At 40.8% G+C, this 17375-nt stretch carries 13 protein-coding genes; 3 read left to right on the top strand and 10 right to left on the bottom strand.

Translation table 11 applies throughout. The features are described 5' to 3' along the window. Positions 1-190: 190 nt before the first annotated feature. From rdgB to HLH14_RS00260, 10 genes are all read right to left on the bottom strand, one after another. Positions 191-817, bottom strand: a complete 627-nt coding sequence (rdgB, locus tag HLH14_RS00305) for an RdgB/HAM1 family non-canonical purine NTP pyrophosphatase (protein WP_171532458.1) — start codon at positions 815-817, stop codon at positions 191-193. Between the two features lie 106 nt (positions 818-923). After that, positions 924-1511 carry a tetratricopeptide repeat protein gene (locus tag HLH14_RS00300; RefSeq protein ID WP_067721915.1) on the bottom strand — a complete coding sequence of 196 codons (588 nt, stop codon included), beginning with the start codon at positions 1509-1511 and terminating at the stop codon, positions 924-926. Then, complete coding sequence (gene metW / locus HLH14_RS00295; protein ID WP_067721913.1) at positions 1508-2101, bottom strand: methionine biosynthesis protein MetW; 594 nt, start codon at positions 2099-2101, stop codon at positions 1508-1510. The genes HLH14_RS00300 and metW overlap by 4 nt, the downstream gene beginning before the upstream one ends. Further along, positions 2101-3261, bottom strand: coding sequence for a homoserine O-succinyltransferase MetX (metX, locus tag HLH14_RS00290; RefSeq protein WP_067721910.1), 1161 nt, complete (start codon positions 3259-3261; stop codon positions 2101-2103). Before metX ends, metW begins: the two co-directional genes overlap by 1 nt. Positions 3262-3362: 101 nt before the next feature. After that, a complete protein-coding gene (gene leuA, locus HLH14_RS00285; protein WP_067721908.1) occupies positions 3363-5060 on the bottom strand; it encodes a 2-isopropylmalate synthase in 1698 nt (565 codons plus the stop codon). A 267-nt stretch (positions 5061-5327) separates the two neighbouring features. Then, complete coding sequence (locus HLH14_RS00280; RefSeq protein WP_067721906.1) at positions 5328-6431, bottom strand: alpha-hydroxy acid oxidase; 1104 nt, start codon at positions 6429-6431, stop codon at positions 5328-5330. Then, positions 6428-7111, bottom strand: a complete 684-nt coding sequence (locus tag HLH14_RS00275) for a Fe2+-dependent dioxygenase (RefSeq protein WP_067721905.1) — start codon at positions 7109-7111, stop codon at positions 6428-6430. The genes HLH14_RS00280 and HLH14_RS00275 overlap by 4 nt, the downstream gene beginning before the upstream one ends. A 111-nt stretch (positions 7112-7222) precedes the next feature. After that, on the bottom strand, positions 7223-9442 hold the full coding sequence (locus HLH14_RS00270; protein ID WP_067721903.1) for a catecholate siderophore receptor Fiu: 2220 nt from the start codon (positions 9440-9442) through the stop codon (positions 7223-7225). Positions 9443-9804: 362 nt separating this feature from the next. Further along, positions 9805-10488, bottom strand: coding sequence for a Fe2+-dependent dioxygenase (locus HLH14_RS00265; protein WP_067721901.1), 684 nt, complete (start codon positions 10486-10488; stop codon positions 9805-9807). A 109-nt stretch (positions 10489-10597) separates the two neighbouring features. Next, positions 10598-12928: a TonB-dependent receptor gene (locus HLH14_RS00260; protein ID WP_067721899.1), complete on the bottom strand. Its 2331-nt coding sequence runs from the start codon at positions 12926-12928 to the stop codon at positions 10598-10600. Between the two features lie 803 nt (positions 12929-13731). Between HLH14_RS00260 and tig the strand changes: the two genes are divergently transcribed. From tig to clpX, 3 genes are all read left to right on the top strand, one after another. Further along, entirely contained in the window at positions 13732-15066 is a 1335-nt protein-coding gene (gene tig / locus HLH14_RS00255; protein ID WP_067721897.1) for a trigger factor, read from the top strand. Between the two features lie 192 nt (positions 15067-15258). Continuing rightward, the gene (clpP, locus tag HLH14_RS00250; RefSeq protein WP_067721895.1) at positions 15259-15864 is read left to right on the top strand and encodes an ATP-dependent Clp endopeptidase proteolytic subunit ClpP; all 606 of its coding nucleotides are present in this window, start codon (positions 15259-15261) and stop codon (positions 15862-15864) included. A gap of 27 nt (positions 15865-15891) precedes the next feature. After that, positions 15892-17202: an ATP-dependent protease ATP-binding subunit ClpX gene (gene clpX / locus HLH14_RS00245; RefSeq protein ID WP_067721893.1), complete on the top strand. Its 1311-nt coding sequence runs from the start codon at positions 15892-15894 to the stop codon at positions 17200-17202. The last annotated feature ends 173 nt before the right edge of the window (positions 17203-17375 follow it).

Raw genomic sequence — 17375 nt, 5'->3', positions numbered from 1 at the left:
ATCTCCCTCTTGCGGAATATATTCCTCATCTTTAATAAAGAGGGGCTTTTCCTCCCTTTATTAAAGGGAGCTTAGGAGGGATTATTTAACCAAAATTGAAATTTCCTCTCCTGAGCAATGTATGGCGCAAGAGGAAGGAGTTGACCTCTCCCTGACCCTCTCCTAAAAGGAGAGGGAATCCGTAAGGAAATTACTTCTCCAAACTCGCCTTAAACAATTGCATCGCCTGACCACGGTGACTAATTTTATTTTTTTCTTCTTTAGACAGTTCTGCGCTAGAAATCCCAAGTTCAGGTAACCAGAACAATGGGTCATAACCAAAACCATTTTCACCACGTGCCGCTTCTAGAACTTCACCTTTCCAAATGCCTTGAAAAATTTGTGGAAGCGGATCTTCTGCATGTTGCACCAGCGCAAGTACACAGACAAACATCCCTTCAATCGCTTCGCTGTATTTACGTAGTGGTTTTAAGTCAGCTAACAGTTTTTCATTATTGGCAGCATCATCACCATGTTCACCTGCGTAACGCGCAGAATAAATGCCAGGTGCTCCGCCTAAGATAGGTACACAAATCCCGGAATCATCGGCAATGGCCGGTTTTCCAGAAATTTTCGATGCATGACGGGCTTTAATAATCGCATTTTCGACAAAGCTTAAGCCATCTTCGACAGCATCTTCAATGTTGAGGTTGCCCTGAGCAACTACTTCGACAGGTAGGTTCAGTTCTGCAAACAATTTTTCAAATTCTGAAATTTTGCCTTTATTGTTACTTGCAAGTACAAGAGTGCCTTGGGATAACCAATCTGTAGAAGCCATGATTTTGATCTTAATGTGAAAATAATTGTGCGTATTTTAGCAAACTTATCTAGATAATTTAGCCAATAAAAAAGCACCCGAAGGTGCTTTCTAGAATCAGGCAAAATTATTGGGCTTGAATCCATTTGTCGGCACGGTCACGCGCCATACGAATTTGCTCTTGAGTTAAGTTGGCAGCCAAAGCTGTTTTCTTACCTTCAGAAAGAGAAATAACTTTATTGTCGAGCATGCCATCACGGGTAGAAAGTTCATACCACTGATATGCACCCACGTAATTTTTCTTTTGCTCTTCCATCATCGCAAGATTAAAGCTGGCACGGTTGTCACCATGACTTGCAGCTTTTTCAAAGTATTTACGCGCTAAAGCTTCGTCTTTTTTGGTACCCATACCATCAGCCAGCATACGGCCGACATTTAATTGGGCAGCAGTTAGACCTTGGTCAGCAGCGGCCTTGTACCAGGAAAAAGCTTGCTGTACATCTTTTTGAATATCTTTGCCGAGTTGATATTTGGTCGCCAAATAAAACTGTGCGGCCGCTTGACCAGATTTGGCTGATTTAATCAGGCTATTAATATCCATGACAGAATATTGTGCTGCCTGACTGGAAACAGATGGGGTAGATGAAACATAATCCGCATGGGCTTGAATGCTAAAAAAACCAACCAATAGTGTGCTTAATAATATTTTTTTCATAGTGCGCTCACTCGATAAATAGCGACTTCACCAAACAGATTCGGGACATGTTTACTAAGTAAACTACCTTGTTGATCCCCATTCACGGCGAGTCGGTTAATAATCCGGATATCGTTTTCCACACAAAGTGCTTCAAAATCACGGAAAGTACATAAGTGGATATTAGGCGTGTTATACCACATATACGGTAAAGCATTTGAAACAGGCATCATTCCTTTTAAAGCCAAGAAAGAACGCGTCTTCCAATGGGCAAAGTTAGGAAAGGTAATAATTGCTTGTTTCCCCACACGCACCATATCACGCAATAATACGTCTGGTGCATCTACTGCTTGCAAAGCCTGTGCCATAACAACATAGTCAAATGACTGGTCTGCAAAGCGGCTTAAACCGAGGTTCAAGTCTTGTTGGATAATATTTAACCCTCGACTGACCGCAATTGCAATCTTTTCCTGATCAATTTCCAATCCGTATGCACGAATGTTGTGCTTTTTGCCCATATGAGCCAGCAGTTCACCATCGCCACAACCTAAATCAAGTACGCTTGAATCAGGTTTAATCCATGTCTCAGCAAGTTGATGATCGATACGCATTACACAGTCTCCTGAGGTGTTGCTTCAAGGTGTTCTGCGCCACCTAAAAATGCACGTAATGATTTAACGTAAAGCGGAATAGGGAACAGGAACGAGTCATGACCTTGTTCTGCATCAATATCGACATAGCTGACAGGTTTATGATTGGTAATCAGTGCATCAACAATTTCTTCTGAGCGCTTTGGAGTGAAACGCCAATCCGTAGTGAATGAAACCACCAGGAAACGGCATTTGGTATTCGCCATCGCCTTGGTTAAAGACAATTCATATTCACGTGCAGGATCAAAATAATCCAGCGCTTTGGTCATAATCAGGTAAGTATTGGCATCAAAGTTACGGCTGAATTGCTCACCTTGATAACGCAAATAACTTTCCACCTGGAATTCAACGTCAAAACCATACATAAATTTGCCCGACTTCAAGTCACGGCCAAATTTCTGTTTCATTGCTTCTTCAGATAAATAGGTAATATGCCCGACCATACGTGCCAAAATGAGGCCACGTTTTGGATAGCTATCATTTTCTAAATAACGGCCGTTATGGAAATCTGGATCGGACAAAATCGACTGACGCGCCACTTCGTTAAAGGCAATATTCTGTGCAGACAGTTTTGGTGCACTGGCAATGATGACGCAGTTTTTTAAACGGTCAGGATAATCCACCGACCATTGCAAAGCCTGCATGCCACCGAGTGAACCCCCAATAATCGAGTACCAGACATCAATGCCTAAACGATCAGACAGCATGGCTTGAGTCTTCACCCAGTCACGAACAGTAACTAAGGGAAAGTCCGGACCATAAGGGCGATTGTCATTTTCAGGATTTGGCGATATTGGACCAGTGGAGCCACTGCAACCACCAATGTTGTTGAGGGCAACAACAAAGAATTTAGAAGTATCAATCGCTTTGCCCGGACCAATACAGGCATCCCACCAACCGGGTTTTTTATCATCTTGGTGATGATAGCCTGCAGCATGATGATGACCCGACAACGCATGGCAAATCAGAATCGCATTGGATTTATCTGCATTGAGCGTACCGTAGGTTTCAACCATGATTTCGAAACGTGGGAGAATGCGACCACATTCAAGCTCTAACGGCTCTTCGAATGAGAACTTTTGTGGGGTAACTAGACCCACTGAGTCAGCTGGAAAAGACACAGGAATAATTCGCCTTAAATCTTTAGGATGTATAAACAAAAGGATACCACTTGAGGGTATCCTTCTAAAGTCATTTTAGTGCTAAATATTATTGCTAATACTTATACCGCAGCTGCAACAACCTGTTCTGTACTCAGTACACCTTGCTCGATTAAACGGTTGGTGCAGGCAATAATCGCTTCGATTGAAGCCGTCACAATATTGTCGTGAACACCCGCACCGAATGCAGATTTACCCGTGCCTTTTACTTGAAGTTCAATTAAAGCCAATGCTTTGGCATGCGCACCCGAGCCAATGCTACGTTCTTCATAGTTCAACACGTCAATTGGCAATTGCAATGCATTCAAGATTGCAGAAATTGGACCGTTACCTTCACCACGCAAGTGTTGATTTTCACCGTTAATTTCGATATCTAGCTCAATCACTTGATTGCCATTTTCATCAGACAATTTGTAGTTTTTGGTAGAATAATGCCCATCTTTGGTTGCAACATAATTCTGTTTGAACAAAGCCCAGATATCTTGTGCTGAAACTTCTTTCGCCTGTTCATCTGTCACTTGTTGAACCGCTTGTGAGAATTCAATTTGTAAACGGCGCGGCAAGACCACGTTGTAATTTGATTCTAACAAGTAAGAAATACCGCCTTTACCTGACTGTGAATTGACACGAATCACGGCGTCATAGTCACGACCTAAATCTTTAGGATCGATTGGCAAGTAAGGCATATCCCACATTTCTTGGTTCTTCTGGAACTCGAAACCTTTCTTGATCGCATCTTGATGCGAACCAGAGAATGCGGTGAACACCAAGTCGCCTGCATACGGATGACGCGGGTGAACGGGCAAGCCAGTGCATTCTTCAACAGTGGCAATAATTTCATTGATATTGGAGAAGTCCAAGTTTGGTGCAACACCTTGGGTGTACATGTTCAATGCAATTGCTGCAACGTCCACGTTACCTGTACGTTCGCCATTACCAAACACACAGCCTTCCACACGGTCAGCACCGGCCATAATTGCCAATTCAGAAGCTGCAATACCACAGCCACGGTCATTGTGACAGTGAACAGAAATAATCACACCATCACGACGTTGAATGTTGCGGTGCATCCATTCAATTTGGTCGGCATACACATGCGGACCTGAAACTTCAACCGTTGCAGGCAAGTTTAAAATCACTTTGTTTGTCGGTGATGCTTCCCAGATTTCAGTCACAGCATCACAGACATCTTTTGCCACTTCTAATTCGGTTGCAGTGAAACATTCTGGACTGTATTGGAATACCCATTCAGTTTCAGGATATTGCGCTGCATATTCTTTCACTTTAGTCGCAGCATTTACCGCTAACTGTTTTGCACCGGCAACATCAACATTCAAGACTTTTTGACGGAAAGTCGGTGAGTTTGAATTGTAGATATGCACGATCGCGCGTTTTGCACCAACCAATGATTCGAAAGTACGTTGGATCAAATGATCACGCGCCTGAACCAAAACTTCAATGTAAACGTCATCTGGAATATGATTTTCTTCAATCAATTTACGGGTGAAATCAAAGTCAATTTGCGATGCAGAAGGGAAACCAATTTCAATATGTTTAAAGCCGATTTTCACCAACATCTGGAACATTTTAAATTTCTGTTCCATATCCATCGGTTCGAAAATTGCCTGGTTACCGTCACGAAGGTCGGTGCTCATCCAAATTGGCGCTTGATTGATTTCATTATTTGGCCATTGACGGTCTGGCAAGTCTACACGTTGATACATGCGACGATATTTTTTACTTGGATCAGCCAACATCATGAGGTAACTCCTTGTGTAGCATGCATTGCTTTTAATCGTGGATAACGGCAACGTACTACGAATATAGATTGTGTCTATTCTAACCATTTACAAGCAATGCTTCGGGTACTTTAGTCGAAAGTCGTAAAATATTGATAAATTATTACGACTTAGCTTTATCGCAGCACTTGCAAATCTATAACTAAATATTAATCCACTTATTCCGAAAATAATTTTCTATTTTTGCGTTTACAACAGCTTTATAGAAAATATTTTCCTTTAATTAAGCTATTTATGAAAAATATAGTCGGAAGTAATCTGGTTTAATGTCGCAGTTCCCGCTAAAGCCATCGTGATTTCAAATTCTTCCTTCAAGATTTTAATCACATGGGCAACGCCTAAAGCACCGGCAACTGCTAAACCATGAATATAAGGTCGACCAATACAGACTGCTGTTGCACCTAAAGCAATGGCTTTAAAAATATCGCTTCCACGACGAATTCCACCATCGACAATTAAAGGGAAATCCTGAGGCACAACTGCTTTAATCCGCTGCAGGGCAGTGAGTGGCGAAATACAGCTATCTAAAACCCGCCCCCCATGATTGGAAATAATCAGTCCTTGCACGCCAGATTGAACTGCACGCTCAGCATCTTTGGGATGAACAACACCTTTTAAAATGACCGGCAAAGAAGTGTTTGCAATAATCCATTCAATGTCCTGCCATTTCGGGGCAATCTGCATTAAGCCGTTAAATACAGGGTGTTGATCTTCACCAATTTCAGGCAGGGGAATATGCGCAGGGGTATGCGGATGTTGCATACCTTCAGGTAACTGGAAAAACACACGTCTTTCACGATCGCGAATACCGCTATGCGGTGAATCTATCGTAATCACCAGAGCTTTGAAATTTTGCTGTTCAGCGAGTTTAACCAGTGCCAATGATTTTTCACGATCGCCTTGCCAGTAAAGCTGAAACCATTTATAAGGATTTTCAGCTTTGACGCTACGCATATCGGTATTGCTAAAGGTACTTAAAATCAGATTGCTGTGTAAAACTTCAGCTGCTAAGGCAGTCGCCAGTTCACCGTCGGCATGAAAAAGTTGTTGATGACCAATCGGTGCCAGAAAAATAGGATGTGGAAATGTTTGTCCCAAAATTTCACATGCGGTATTGCCTTGAGTCAGGTCGTTTAAATGTCTGGGAATGAGCTGGATTTTTTTAAACTGATCTAGGTTTTCCTGAACGCTGACTTCATCCATGGCACCGCCTTGCAAGTAATGCCAGGTACTTTCTGGAAGGTGTTTTTCAGCCTGTTGTTCGTAATCGGCTAGTGTTTGTAAATGTGCTGGAATTTGGTTGAAGGGATCAAGTGGCGTAATCGGTTTCATAGATCGCCCCATTGGCGCAATAAATTATGATAATGACTGGTTAAGCTGATGATTTCTTCCGAATCGCCCACTTGTAGTCGTAGTTTCATAATGGTCATATCTAGGTTAAATAACATACTGCGTTGCCAGTCATCTTTCACCATACTTTGTAACCAGGTAAAAGCTGCAACCCGTTTGCCATGAGTGACCGGTTCAACCCGATGCAAGCTTGTAGCTGGGTAGAGAATGGCATCGCCAGCATCTAGCTTTACTTCATGACTGCCATAATTATCTTCAATAATCAGTTCACCACCTTCGTATTCATCAGGTTCAGACAAAAACAGCGTGATTGAAACGTCGGTACGAATCGCGTGTCCTGTAGCATCTGAATATTGCACCGCATTATCGACATGATTGCCATAATGGCCATCATCTTGATAGCAGTTAAATAAAGGTGAGAGCATGTGTTTGGGCAGTGCCGCAGATTTGACCTGAGCATTTCGCTGTAAGGCTTGCAGTATTTTGGGAGAAAGGGACTGATAAATAATGCTGTTCACATCGATTTGCAGATTATTTTTTATTTTTTGAGCCTGAAAGCCTGCGCTTTGCTGACCATGAACCCAGGCATGACTCGCATCCAATTGCTGGCGTAATTCGGCAACCTGCTGTTTGGTTAAAATTTCAGGAATATGTAACATCATCCGCTTTATCTGCATCCCTTGAATTGTTAAGGCCCAAAAATAAAAATAATGTAGTGCGTTAGCTCTAACACACTACATTTATACTCAATCTGCTAATACTTAGCGAATTGCTTAAAACTTATAGTTAAAGGTTAAGGCTGCAGAACGCGGTTGCCCCAATACAACACGACCACCACCATTATTTAAGGTGCTGATGTATTCTTTATCTGCCAGATTATAGACATTCAAGTTTACAGAGGCATTTTTATTGAGGGTATAACCGGCCATGGCATCAAATACCACATAACCCGGAATGCTTGGCATATTCGCTGCTGCAGTGCTGTCTGTAATCACACGCTTTTGATCATCAACATAACGTGCACCTAAGCCCAGTTTAAAGCCTGCAACATCATAAGTAGACCATAAACTTGCAGTCCACTCGGGTGACCAGCGTTCAGCTACTGTTGTTGCAGTTGCCGTTTGTTGATTCAGCTGTTTCACTTTCATATGAGCAACACCGGCTGAAACATTCCACACATCGGTGATTTGTCCTACTGCACTGAGCTCTACTCCATCAACGCGTTTTTTACCTTCTTGTACCGAGAGTTGAGTAATGGAATCAATCGTAAACTGGTTTTCGTTTTCAGTACGGTAAGCTGCAGCATTCAACGCCAATTTGCCTTCAAGCAAGTCCCATTTCGTACCAATTTCATAATGATGGGTTTCTTGAGGTTCAGCTGCCGAGCTGTTTGCACCTGTTTCAGACAAAGTGAAATTCGCACTTCCCGGAGGCGTTAGTGATTTTGCATAAGAGGCATAGACACTGCTAAATGTGGTTGGCTTAAATAAACCACCCACTTTCCAGCTGACCAAAGTATCGTGCGCACCAAAATTGGCAGGCACCAAGCTACCGCTGCCCGATGGCAAAGTCAAAGCATCATATTCAGTATCATAATAATCGACACGTACACCACCATTGAGTTGGAAACGATCACTGAATTTAAGCGTGTCAAATAAATAAGCGGCAGCAGTATCCGTTTCACCATTGGTGTAGCCACCCGTATACACTAAGCTTGGGAGTACTTGGTTGCGATCAGGGTTGTATAAGCTGGCTGCAGTCGGAGTAACAGGGGTTTGCCCAGGCATTTGCGTTGCCATGGTTTTGTTATATTGCTGTTCTTTTAAAAACTCTAGACCCGCAACGACGTCATGTTCAATCGCTCCCGTTTTTAAATTTAAATTTAAAGTCGTCTGGTTGGCGAGAATTTTATTTTCCTGATCCACCCCTTGGCGAGAACGGCTCACTGTCCAGTCATTAGGATTGGTTGAACTGTTGGTGCTAAGTGTATTAATCCCGGTTAATACACGTTGCATATGAGTTTTGCCCAAACGGGTAATATTGGTCAGTTTTACATTTTCAGCCAGATCACTTTCGATTTTTGCCGTGAACATATCCGCATCAACATCTTCATGATCATCCACATGACCATAATAATTTTCACGGTTTACTTTAGGTGCTGAACTTAAAGCTGAATCTGCATTGTAAAAACCCTTCATCCCTACAGTCGGGATACCGCCGTCTGGAATATTACGTTGACGAATATGCTGCGAATAGAGATACAGACGTGTATCGGTATCTAAGCCAAAGGCAATCGAAGGAGCAATTGCCCAGCTATTGTTTTCAAGGTAATCCCGACCTTCAACACCGCCGTCTTGTCCCATCGCATTTAAGCGAAAAGCAGTACCACTATTAATCACTTGGTTCATATCGGCAGTCAGGCGTGCATGTTCAGCCGTATTATAAGTTGCAGAAACTTCTTGGCTATTTTCAGTCTGAGGAAGTTTTGTAGCCAGATTAATATAACCCGATGCCGATCCACGTCCTGCTTCTGCACCAGAAGGGCCTTTGACTACTTCAATCTGTTCCAGGTTAAATACATCCCGAGTAACAGCACCCAGATCACGAATACCATCGACATAAGTTGATGTTTGAGTTGAAAACCCACGCATTTGGAAAGCATCACCTGCACTGGTATTGCCATTTTCACCGAGTTGCAGGGTAATTCCTGGGGTATTTCTTAAAGCTTCAACTAGGGACGTTGCACCTTGTTCTTTTAATAATTCTTTTTTAATCACTGAAACTGTTTGTGGGGTATCGACCAGAGGCTGAGTATATTTAGGCGAACTTAGCTTATCCGCTTTATATTTATTTTCTGCATCTGATTTCACGGTAATGGTTGGAAGTTGAGTGACATCTTGTGTATTAGCTGCATGAGCCATCAGGGGGAGAGATGCAGCTAAAGCAACCAGTTGAGCATTTCGATTGTGTTTACGGCTTTTAATCTGTGCCATTGTAGCTAATCCCTAATATCGTATATGACAGAATTCCATTACTGCCTTGCAACTTTTAAAGTCGGCAAAATAGCAGCAAAAGCGGAGATATTGTTATGGCCTGTAACAATTTATGCGAATTATAATGATAATAATTATCATTAACAATGGTGGTGAGTGTTTAATTGTGATGAAAAGGGATGGAAATATGACTTAATTCAAGTTTATTAATTAGATAAAGCAATCATGCTCAAAGAAAACGATCCGATGACAGTCAAATCTGACTCACAGATAAAACAGAAATTCTTATATTTATAAGTCATTGACTGGGCTAGCCGATATAAAATCTCGACCGCCCATTTAATTTTTGGGGGTTAAAAGAATTAAAGCTCAGCCCATTTACGCATTAAATTATGATAAAGATTGGTTAGCTTGATCACTTCATCATGTTGATCACCCAACTGCATACGCAGGTTCTGAATGCTTTGATCAAGATTGAATAACATATGACGTTCTGCTTCATCACGAATCATGCTTTGCACCCAAAAGAATGATGCAATACGGCAACCTGAGGTTACTGGCGTGACTTCATGCAAACTGGTGGAAGGGTAGAGAATCATGTCACCGGCAGGAAGTTTAACTTCATGGTAGCCATAAGTGTCTTCTACGACTAAATCCCCACCTTCATATTCATCTGGTTCGCTCAAAAAAACAGTACAGGACAGGTCGGTACGTAAACGTTCATTTGTTCCTCGGATTCGACGAATCGAATTGTCGACATGAAAGCCAAAGGCTTCATTGTTTTCATAACGGTTAAACAGGGGCGGAATGATGTCTAAAGGAATAGCCGCAGACAGGAATAATGGATGTTGTCCTAATGATTCTAAAATAATCGTACTTAAGTGATGAGTCAGTGGAAGATCTTCGGGGAGTTGTTGGTTTTGTTTGACGGTGGCTGAAAGTGTACCTGCAGTGACTTTACCATTGACCCATTCAATTTTATTCATTTCTTCACGAAAATATTGAACTTGTTCTTTACTCAGTACGTTAGGAATATGATGAATCACGGCAATACACCTTTGGAAGAATGATTTCTTTGAGCTATAAAAATAGCCTCATTATGAGGCTATTTAAAATCAAATCCCATAAATAATTTATGGGATTTTTGAGCGGGTTTTAGTATTTGAAGTTTAAAGATAATACTGCACTACGACCTTCTGCTTCAGTTGCATAGTGTGAAGAATATGCTTTAGTGAAGTAGCGTTCGTCAGACAGGTTGTTTACGTTCAATTGTAAATCAACATTTTTGTTTACGTTGTAACGTGCCATGGCATCGTAACGTACGTAACCTGGAACAAACTTGGTATTAGTCGCATTACCATAGACTTTATCCATAGCAACCGCGCCAGCACCCAATGTTAACTGTGGTAATACTTGGTAAGTGGTCCAAAGTGTAGCGCTATTTTTAGCAACGTTTTGAACTTGATTACCATTACTTCTGTTTGAAATATAGAGAGGTGCAGCTGTAGTACCAATGTTTTCATAACCACCATCAACCAACTCGCTGTCTAAATAAGTATAACCAGCAGATACAGCCCATTTTTCAGTGATATTACCGCTAGCACCTAATTCAATACCATCAACACGAGTTTCACCAATATTACTTGTCGTACCATCATCTCCGGTCGCACGAGTATTGGTTTTTTCAGTACGGAAAATAGCTGCAGTCAGGTTGAGTTTGTCATTCAAGACATCCCATTTAGTCCCTAACTCCATGGTGCGGACTTCTTCAGGTTTAAGATTGTTGATTGCAGCTGTAATCCCTTCAGAACCATCGCCACCATCTACACCGACTGGATTTGAAGAAGTCGCATAACTTGCATAGATGCTACCATTCTCAACAGGTTTGAAAGTGATACCAGCCTGATAGTTAATAAAGTCTTTATCATTTTCGATCGTAACTTTATCACCTGCATTTGCTGTAATCGGTGTATTGTTTGCACCAGTAACTGAGTTATTTCGTGCACCATAAGTCATCGTTTGTTCAGTTGAATAGTCATCCCAACGAACGCCCAAATCTAAAATCCATTGTGGATTGAATTCAATGCTATCTAAGAAATAAACAGATTTTGATTTACTTTCAATATTGTAACGGTCGGCGCCATTGGTACTTAATGTACCTGTCCATGGCCCACGATTAGGGTTTTGTACCGAAGTACACCAGCCCGAAGTAATATCGGCAGGCGTACAGGCATTATGTGCATTACCTGTAGCGTTAAGACCATCAATAATGTATTGGGTACGATCAGTTTCCTGATCTGAGTACTCCGCACCCAAGTTAAAACTATGCTTGAGGGGGCCCGTATTGAACTTACCAGTTAATGCCAGCTGGTCAGTAAAGGTATCGGTATCGGCTACACGAGAGTTTGCACGTGCCCAAACATTACCTGTTAAAGAACCGCCAGGTTGATAAAAATTACCTCTTGAATCATCTGGATTGGTCCAAAGGTAATCATTCTTAGAGTTACCATACACAGCAGTATTGCTAATGGTTAGATTGTCAGTTAAATCATGTTCTAATTTGATTGTTCCGATCTGATTTTCCTGTTTTTGGAAATCGCGGTCTTTCCAGCCGTAATATAGACCTTGTTTGACATCAATCGGTTTACCGTTACCATTTTCGGAAATTCGAGCAGGTTTATTGGTTGCTGAGAAAGGATTGTTATAAGGGATACCTGAATCAGGTGTATCGTCCGATTTTAAGTAGTAATAGCTTAAAGTTGCACGAGTCGCTGTGTCCAAACCAAAAGTAATACTTGGCGCAATACCAGCACGTGCATATTCAGTACCATCGGCTTGACCGGCTTTTTCATTTTTGTGACCCAATACCGCAACACGTGCGGCAATACCATTACCAAAATCTTTATTGCCATCTAAGGTAATACGTTGGTAATTGTCTGTACCTGCACCAACAGAACCTTCTAAGAAGTCACCTTTTTTAGCAACTTTAGAAATCATGTTGATGCTACCGCCAGTGGTACCCGCACCACCCATTGCAGATGCAGAACCTTTAGTCACTTCAACTTGTTCTACGGCAAACATTTCACGGTTTTGTGAAGTTGCGCTACGCACACCATCCACATACATTGAACTTTCAGAGTTATAACCACGAATAAATGGACGGTCACCATTTGGGTTACCACCTTCACCCGCACCTAAAGTAATACCAGGCACAGTACGCAAAGCATCGCTTAAAGTTGTTACTTGAGTATCGGCAATCAGCTGTTTAGAAATGATAGAAACTGATTTAGGCGTATCGAGTAGCGGCGCAACAAACTTGGAATTCGCAGATTTATCTACCTTGAGCGTTTGTTCTGCTTCTGCTTGAGCGCGAATAGTATCAAGTTGAGTCACTTGATCTTGTGCAATTGCATTACCCGCCATTACTGAAAGTGATGACACAATCGCAGAAGATACGATTTTTTTGCGTGTTTTTATGAAGGCCATTTCTAACTCAAAAGGTGAACTGTGAAAATGTATGAGAATAATAATGATTCTTATTTTGTATAACTATTAATCCAAATTGTAGTTTACGATCATTATGCTTTAATTGAGTGGTATATTGAATAAAAGAATACTGCTATCTATATTTAAGTTTTTGATTTTATTTGTATATCTGTAAAAACAGTTAATGTGTAATATTTGATTGTGAATTTTAATCATACTGATGTTAAGAATTTTTTAAGCAATTTGTGATGTCGAATAGTTCATTTGATGTTACATCGTGTTTCTCACATCGAGTAGGTTGTATTCATTATCAATGTACTATTTTAACTCAAGTCGAAGCGCTACCAAACCTTATTCTAGATGCCTTGTAATGAAATTACACAAAGTTCATCTTTTTTGTTGTGAAGGATGAATATTGTGAACCGGATTTAAAAGGTCGCATTTGTGAGTTATAAATTTTGCCATGTAATTAAAAAAGTGATTTTCATTGATTAAGATTGTTACAAGTTGATGCGCGTTTTTTTATTGGTAATTACAAAGAGTGATGCAACTCTAATTTAGGATGCACTAACTCAATCAGCTAAGTACTCAAAATTAAGAAAACTTACGCTTTTAGCTAAAGCGCATACAAAATGAGCGTATTTGGCAGATAAAGTGTTAGGAAATTGAAATAAAAACGGATTTTTATCAGAAGAAAGCTTAAAATTTAATGGTTAAATCATCCTGTTTTGTATATCTTCCAATGTTGTCATATAATATGACACTTTCAAAATTGCAATTACTATTTCTATATCGAGGAAGCCATGCAAGTAACTTCTGAAGCGGTTTCGGGCGTTGCCCGTCGTTTAAATGTATCTGTACCGACGAGCCGTGTGAACGAGCAATTTGAAGCTCGTTTAAAACGCACTGCTAAAACTGTGAAGATCAACGGCTTCCGTCCAGGTAAAGTGCCTTTAAATGTTGTACGTCGTGAATATGGCGCAGGCATTTATCAAGAAGTTGTGAACGATGTAATTCGTGACACAGTATTCGAAGCAATTCAGCAAGAAAAAATCAATGCTGTTGGCATGCCAAACATTGATAAAGTTGAAAACAAAGAAGATGCTCTTGTTTATCAAGCAACTGTAGAAGTTTATCCAGAAGTTGAAGTGAAAGCTTTTGACACTTTGGAAGTTGAACGTAAAACAACTGAAGTTAACGACAAAGACGTTGACCAGATGATTGAAAACCTTCAAAAACAACGTCAAGCTTGGGCTGAAACCAAAGGCATGGCTAAAAAAGACATGCAAGTAACTTTCGATTTCGAAGGTACTGTTGACGGTGAAAAGTTTGAAGGCGGTGCTGCTGAAGACTTTAAACTTGTTTTAGGTTCTGGTCGTATGATCCCTGGCTTCGAAGACGGTATCGTTGGTATGAAGAAAGGCGAAGAGAAAGTTATTGATGTAACTTTCCCTGAAGACTACCAAGCTGAAAACCTTGCTGGTAAAGCTGCACAGTTCAAAATCACTGTTAAGCAAGTTGAAAAACCAAAACTTCCAGAAATTGATGCTGAATTCTTGAAAACCTTTGGTTTGACTGAAGAAGAAGGCGTTGAAAAATTAAAAGCTGACGTTCGCAAAAATATGGATCGTGAAGTGAAAAACGGTCTTCGTAACCAAGTTAAAGCTGCGACTTTTGACGCGCTTGTAGCGGCAAACGAAGTTGAAGTTCCTGAGTCTATGTTGGCTCAAGAAATTGACCGTCAACGTCAACAAATGATTCAACAATTCACTCAACAGTTTGGTGCGCAAGGTGCGCAAGCATTTGACAGCAGCATGCTTCCAGATGACTTGTTCAAAGAACAAGCTGAGAAAGCAGTTAAATTGGGTGTGTTGGTAAGTAAGGTTTTAGCTGATGCTAAAATCGAAGTTGATCCTGCTCGCGTTGAAGCTTATATCAATGACATGGCCTCTTCTTATGAAGATCCTACAGAAGTTATTGAATACTTCAAAAATGACAAACAGCAACGTGCTCAAATCGAAGCGGTTGTGTTAGAAGATCAAATCGTTGATCACATTTTAGCGTCTGCTAAAGTGACTGATACAGCTGTAAGCTACGAAGAATTGTTGAAAGAGCAACAAGCTCGTCAACAAGGCTAAGTTTAGCTGATCGAAAAAAGGCGCATCATGCGCCTTTTTTTATGTATTGGCTTATCTTGAACGTGTCCTGAATTAACCAAACTTATGCAAAAAATATCTGTTATTTAATTGGGAATATTTTGCAATTTCGACAATTATCCCTCATATTGTGACTATGAGTTGAGTAACAAAAAATTTAGGAATAAATAACGTATGTATGTTCCAACAATTAATAACGCTTTAGTACCAATGGTTGTAGAACAATCGTCTCGTGGTGAGCGTTCTTTTGATATTTTTTCACGTCTTTTACGTGAGCGTGTAATTTTTTTAACAGGTGAAGTTGAAGACAACATGGCGAACTTAATTGTTGCGCAGATGTTGTTTTTAGAAGCAGAGAACCCAGATAAAGATATACACCTCTATATTAATTCACCAGGTGGATCGGTGACTGCAGGTATGGCAATTTATGACACCATGCAGTTTATTAAACCGGATGTGGTGACTTATTGTATGGGGCAAGCGGCATCTATGGGTGCGTTCTTGTTGAATGCCGGTGCCAAAGGCAAGCGTTACTGCTTGGAAAATGCCCGTGTGATGATTCACCAACCACTTGGTGGTTTCCGTGGTCAAGCATCGGATATTGAAATTCACGCACGTGAAATTCTATTCATCAAAGAACGCTTAAACCGTTTAATGGCAGAGCATAGTGGTCAAGACTATGAAACTGTTGCAAGAGATACTGACCGTGACAACTTTATGACAGCTCAGGCTGCGAAAGAATACGGTCTCGTGGATGAAGTGTTAAGTAAACGTCCATAATTTTCAGATTTTAATATTGGAGTGAATATGTCCGAACATCCTCAAGGACAAAAGCATTGTTCATTTTGCGGTAAAACGCAGTCTGAAGTCGGGAAACTGATTGCAGGTGAGGACGCTTACATCTGTAATGAGTGTGTGGACGTATGCTTAGATTTAGTCCAGACCAGTCAGCAAGTCGAATCTGGTGATTGGGCAACTAAACCTTTGCCAAAACCACATGAAATTCGTGCTGCGCTTGATCAATATGTTATTGGTCAAGATGTTGCGAAAAAAACGCTTTCAGTTGCGGTTTATAACCATTACAAACGTTTAAAAGTCACCAACTCAGGTCATAAACCTGATGATGCTGTAGAACTTGCGAAAAGTAATATTCTTTTGGTTGGACCAACAGGTTCAGGTAAAACCTTACTTGCTCAAACTTTAGCGCGTCTCTTAGATGTTCCATTTGCTATGGCAGATGCAACGACATTAACCGAAGCCGGTTATGTCGGTGAAGACGTTGAAAACATCGTACAGAAACTTCTGCAAAAAGCGGATTACGATGTAGAAAAAGCGCAAAAGGGTATTATCTATATCGATGAAATCGACAAGATTACCCGCAAGTCTGAAAACCCGTCGATTACCCGTGATGTATCAGGTGAAGGTGTTCAGCAAGCATTATTGAAAATGATCGAAGGTACGGTTGCTTCAATTCCACCACAAGGTGGTCGTAAGCATCCGCAACAAGAGTTCATTCAAATTGATACCTCGAATATCTTGTTCATTTGTGGCGGTGCATTCTCGGGTCTTGAGAAAATCGTACAACAACGTCAAGAAAAAGGCGGTATTGGTTTCACTGCAGACGTGAAGAAAAAAGACGAAACTAAAAAATTGTCTGATTTATTCCGTCAAGTGGAAGCAAATGACTTGGTGAAATTTGGTTTAATTCCAGAATTCATTGGTCGTTTACCGGTTATTGCAACTTTGGAAGAGTTGGATGAAGAAGCACTTATGCAGATTCTGACTGAGCCGAAGAATGCCTTAATACGCCAATACCAATATTTATTCGGTATGGAAAATGTTGACTTGGTATTTGAAGATTCTGCATTGCGTGCTGTGGCCAAAAAAGCATTAGAACGTAATACAGGTGCACGTGGTCTGCGTTCAATCCTGGAAAATTCTTTACTTGAAACGATGTATGATTTACCAAGCCGTACCGATGTCGGAACTGTGATCGTAAATGATGCGGTGATTAGTGGTGAAGGAAAGCCAGAGTTAAAGGCAGAGCGTCAACCTAAAGCAGAGACTGAAGCTGCGCCTAAAGTAGATTTGAAAGTTGTAAATTCTAAATCTGCTTAATTTGCTGTTCGTCTGAAACGTGCGGAAAACTTGTGTTTTCGCACGTTTTTTATTTCCAAAAATAAAACTGAATGTTAATCTCAATCACTAGGCGTGGACGCCTAAACAAGATCAACAAAGTAAAATTAATATCGCGATCAATATAGCGAAAAATTAAGTGCTTAAATAAGTAC

The organism is Acinetobacter terrae (genome assembly GCF_013004375.1).
Classification (GTDB): Bacteria; Pseudomonadota; Gammaproteobacteria; order Pseudomonadales; family Moraxellaceae; genus Acinetobacter; species Acinetobacter terrae.
The sequence above is the reverse complement of the archived record's forward strand: the minus strand, read 5'-3'. Positions and strand labels throughout refer to the sequence as shown.

Excerpts from the sequence above, each read along its gene's own strand:
- rdgB (WP_171532458.1), bottom strand. The coding sequence starts at position 817 with ATGGCTTCTACAGATTGGTTATCCCAAGGCACTCTTGTACTTGCAAGT.
- HLH14_RS00300 (WP_067721915.1), bottom strand. The coding sequence starts at position 1,511 with ATGAAAAAAATATTATTAAGCACACTATTGGTTGGTTTTTTTAGCATT.
- HLH14_RS00275 (WP_067721905.1), bottom strand. The coding sequence starts at position 7,111 with ATGATGTTACATATTCCTGAAATTTTAACCAAACAGCAGGTTGCCGAA.
- clpP (WP_067721895.1), top strand. The coding sequence starts at position 15,259 with ATGTATGTTCCAACAATTAATAACGCTTTAGTACCAATGGTTGTAGAA.
- HLH14_RS00280 (WP_067721906.1), bottom strand. The coding sequence starts at position 6,431 with ATGAAACCGATTACGCCACTTGATCCCTTCAACCAAATTCCAGCACAT.
- tig (WP_067721897.1), top strand. The coding sequence starts at position 13,732 with ATGCAAGTAACTTCTGAAGCGGTTTCGGGCGTTGCCCGTCGTTTAAAT.
- clpX (WP_067721893.1), top strand. The coding sequence starts at position 15,892 with ATGTCCGAACATCCTCAAGGACAAAAGCATTGTTCATTTTGCGGTAAA.
- HLH14_RS00260 (WP_067721899.1), bottom strand. The coding sequence starts at position 12,928 with ATGGCCTTCATAAAAACACGCAAAAAAATCGTATCTTCTGCGATTGTG.
- HLH14_RS00270 (WP_067721903.1), bottom strand. The coding sequence starts at position 9,442 with ATGGCACAGATTAAAAGCCGTAAACACAATCGAAATGCTCAACTGGTT.
- metW (WP_067721913.1), bottom strand. The coding sequence starts at position 2,101 with ATGCGTATCGATCATCAACTTGCTGAGACATGGATTAAACCTGATTCA.
- leuA (WP_067721908.1), bottom strand. The coding sequence starts at position 5,060 with ATGATGTTGGCTGATCCAAGTAAAAAATATCGTCGCATGTATCAACGT.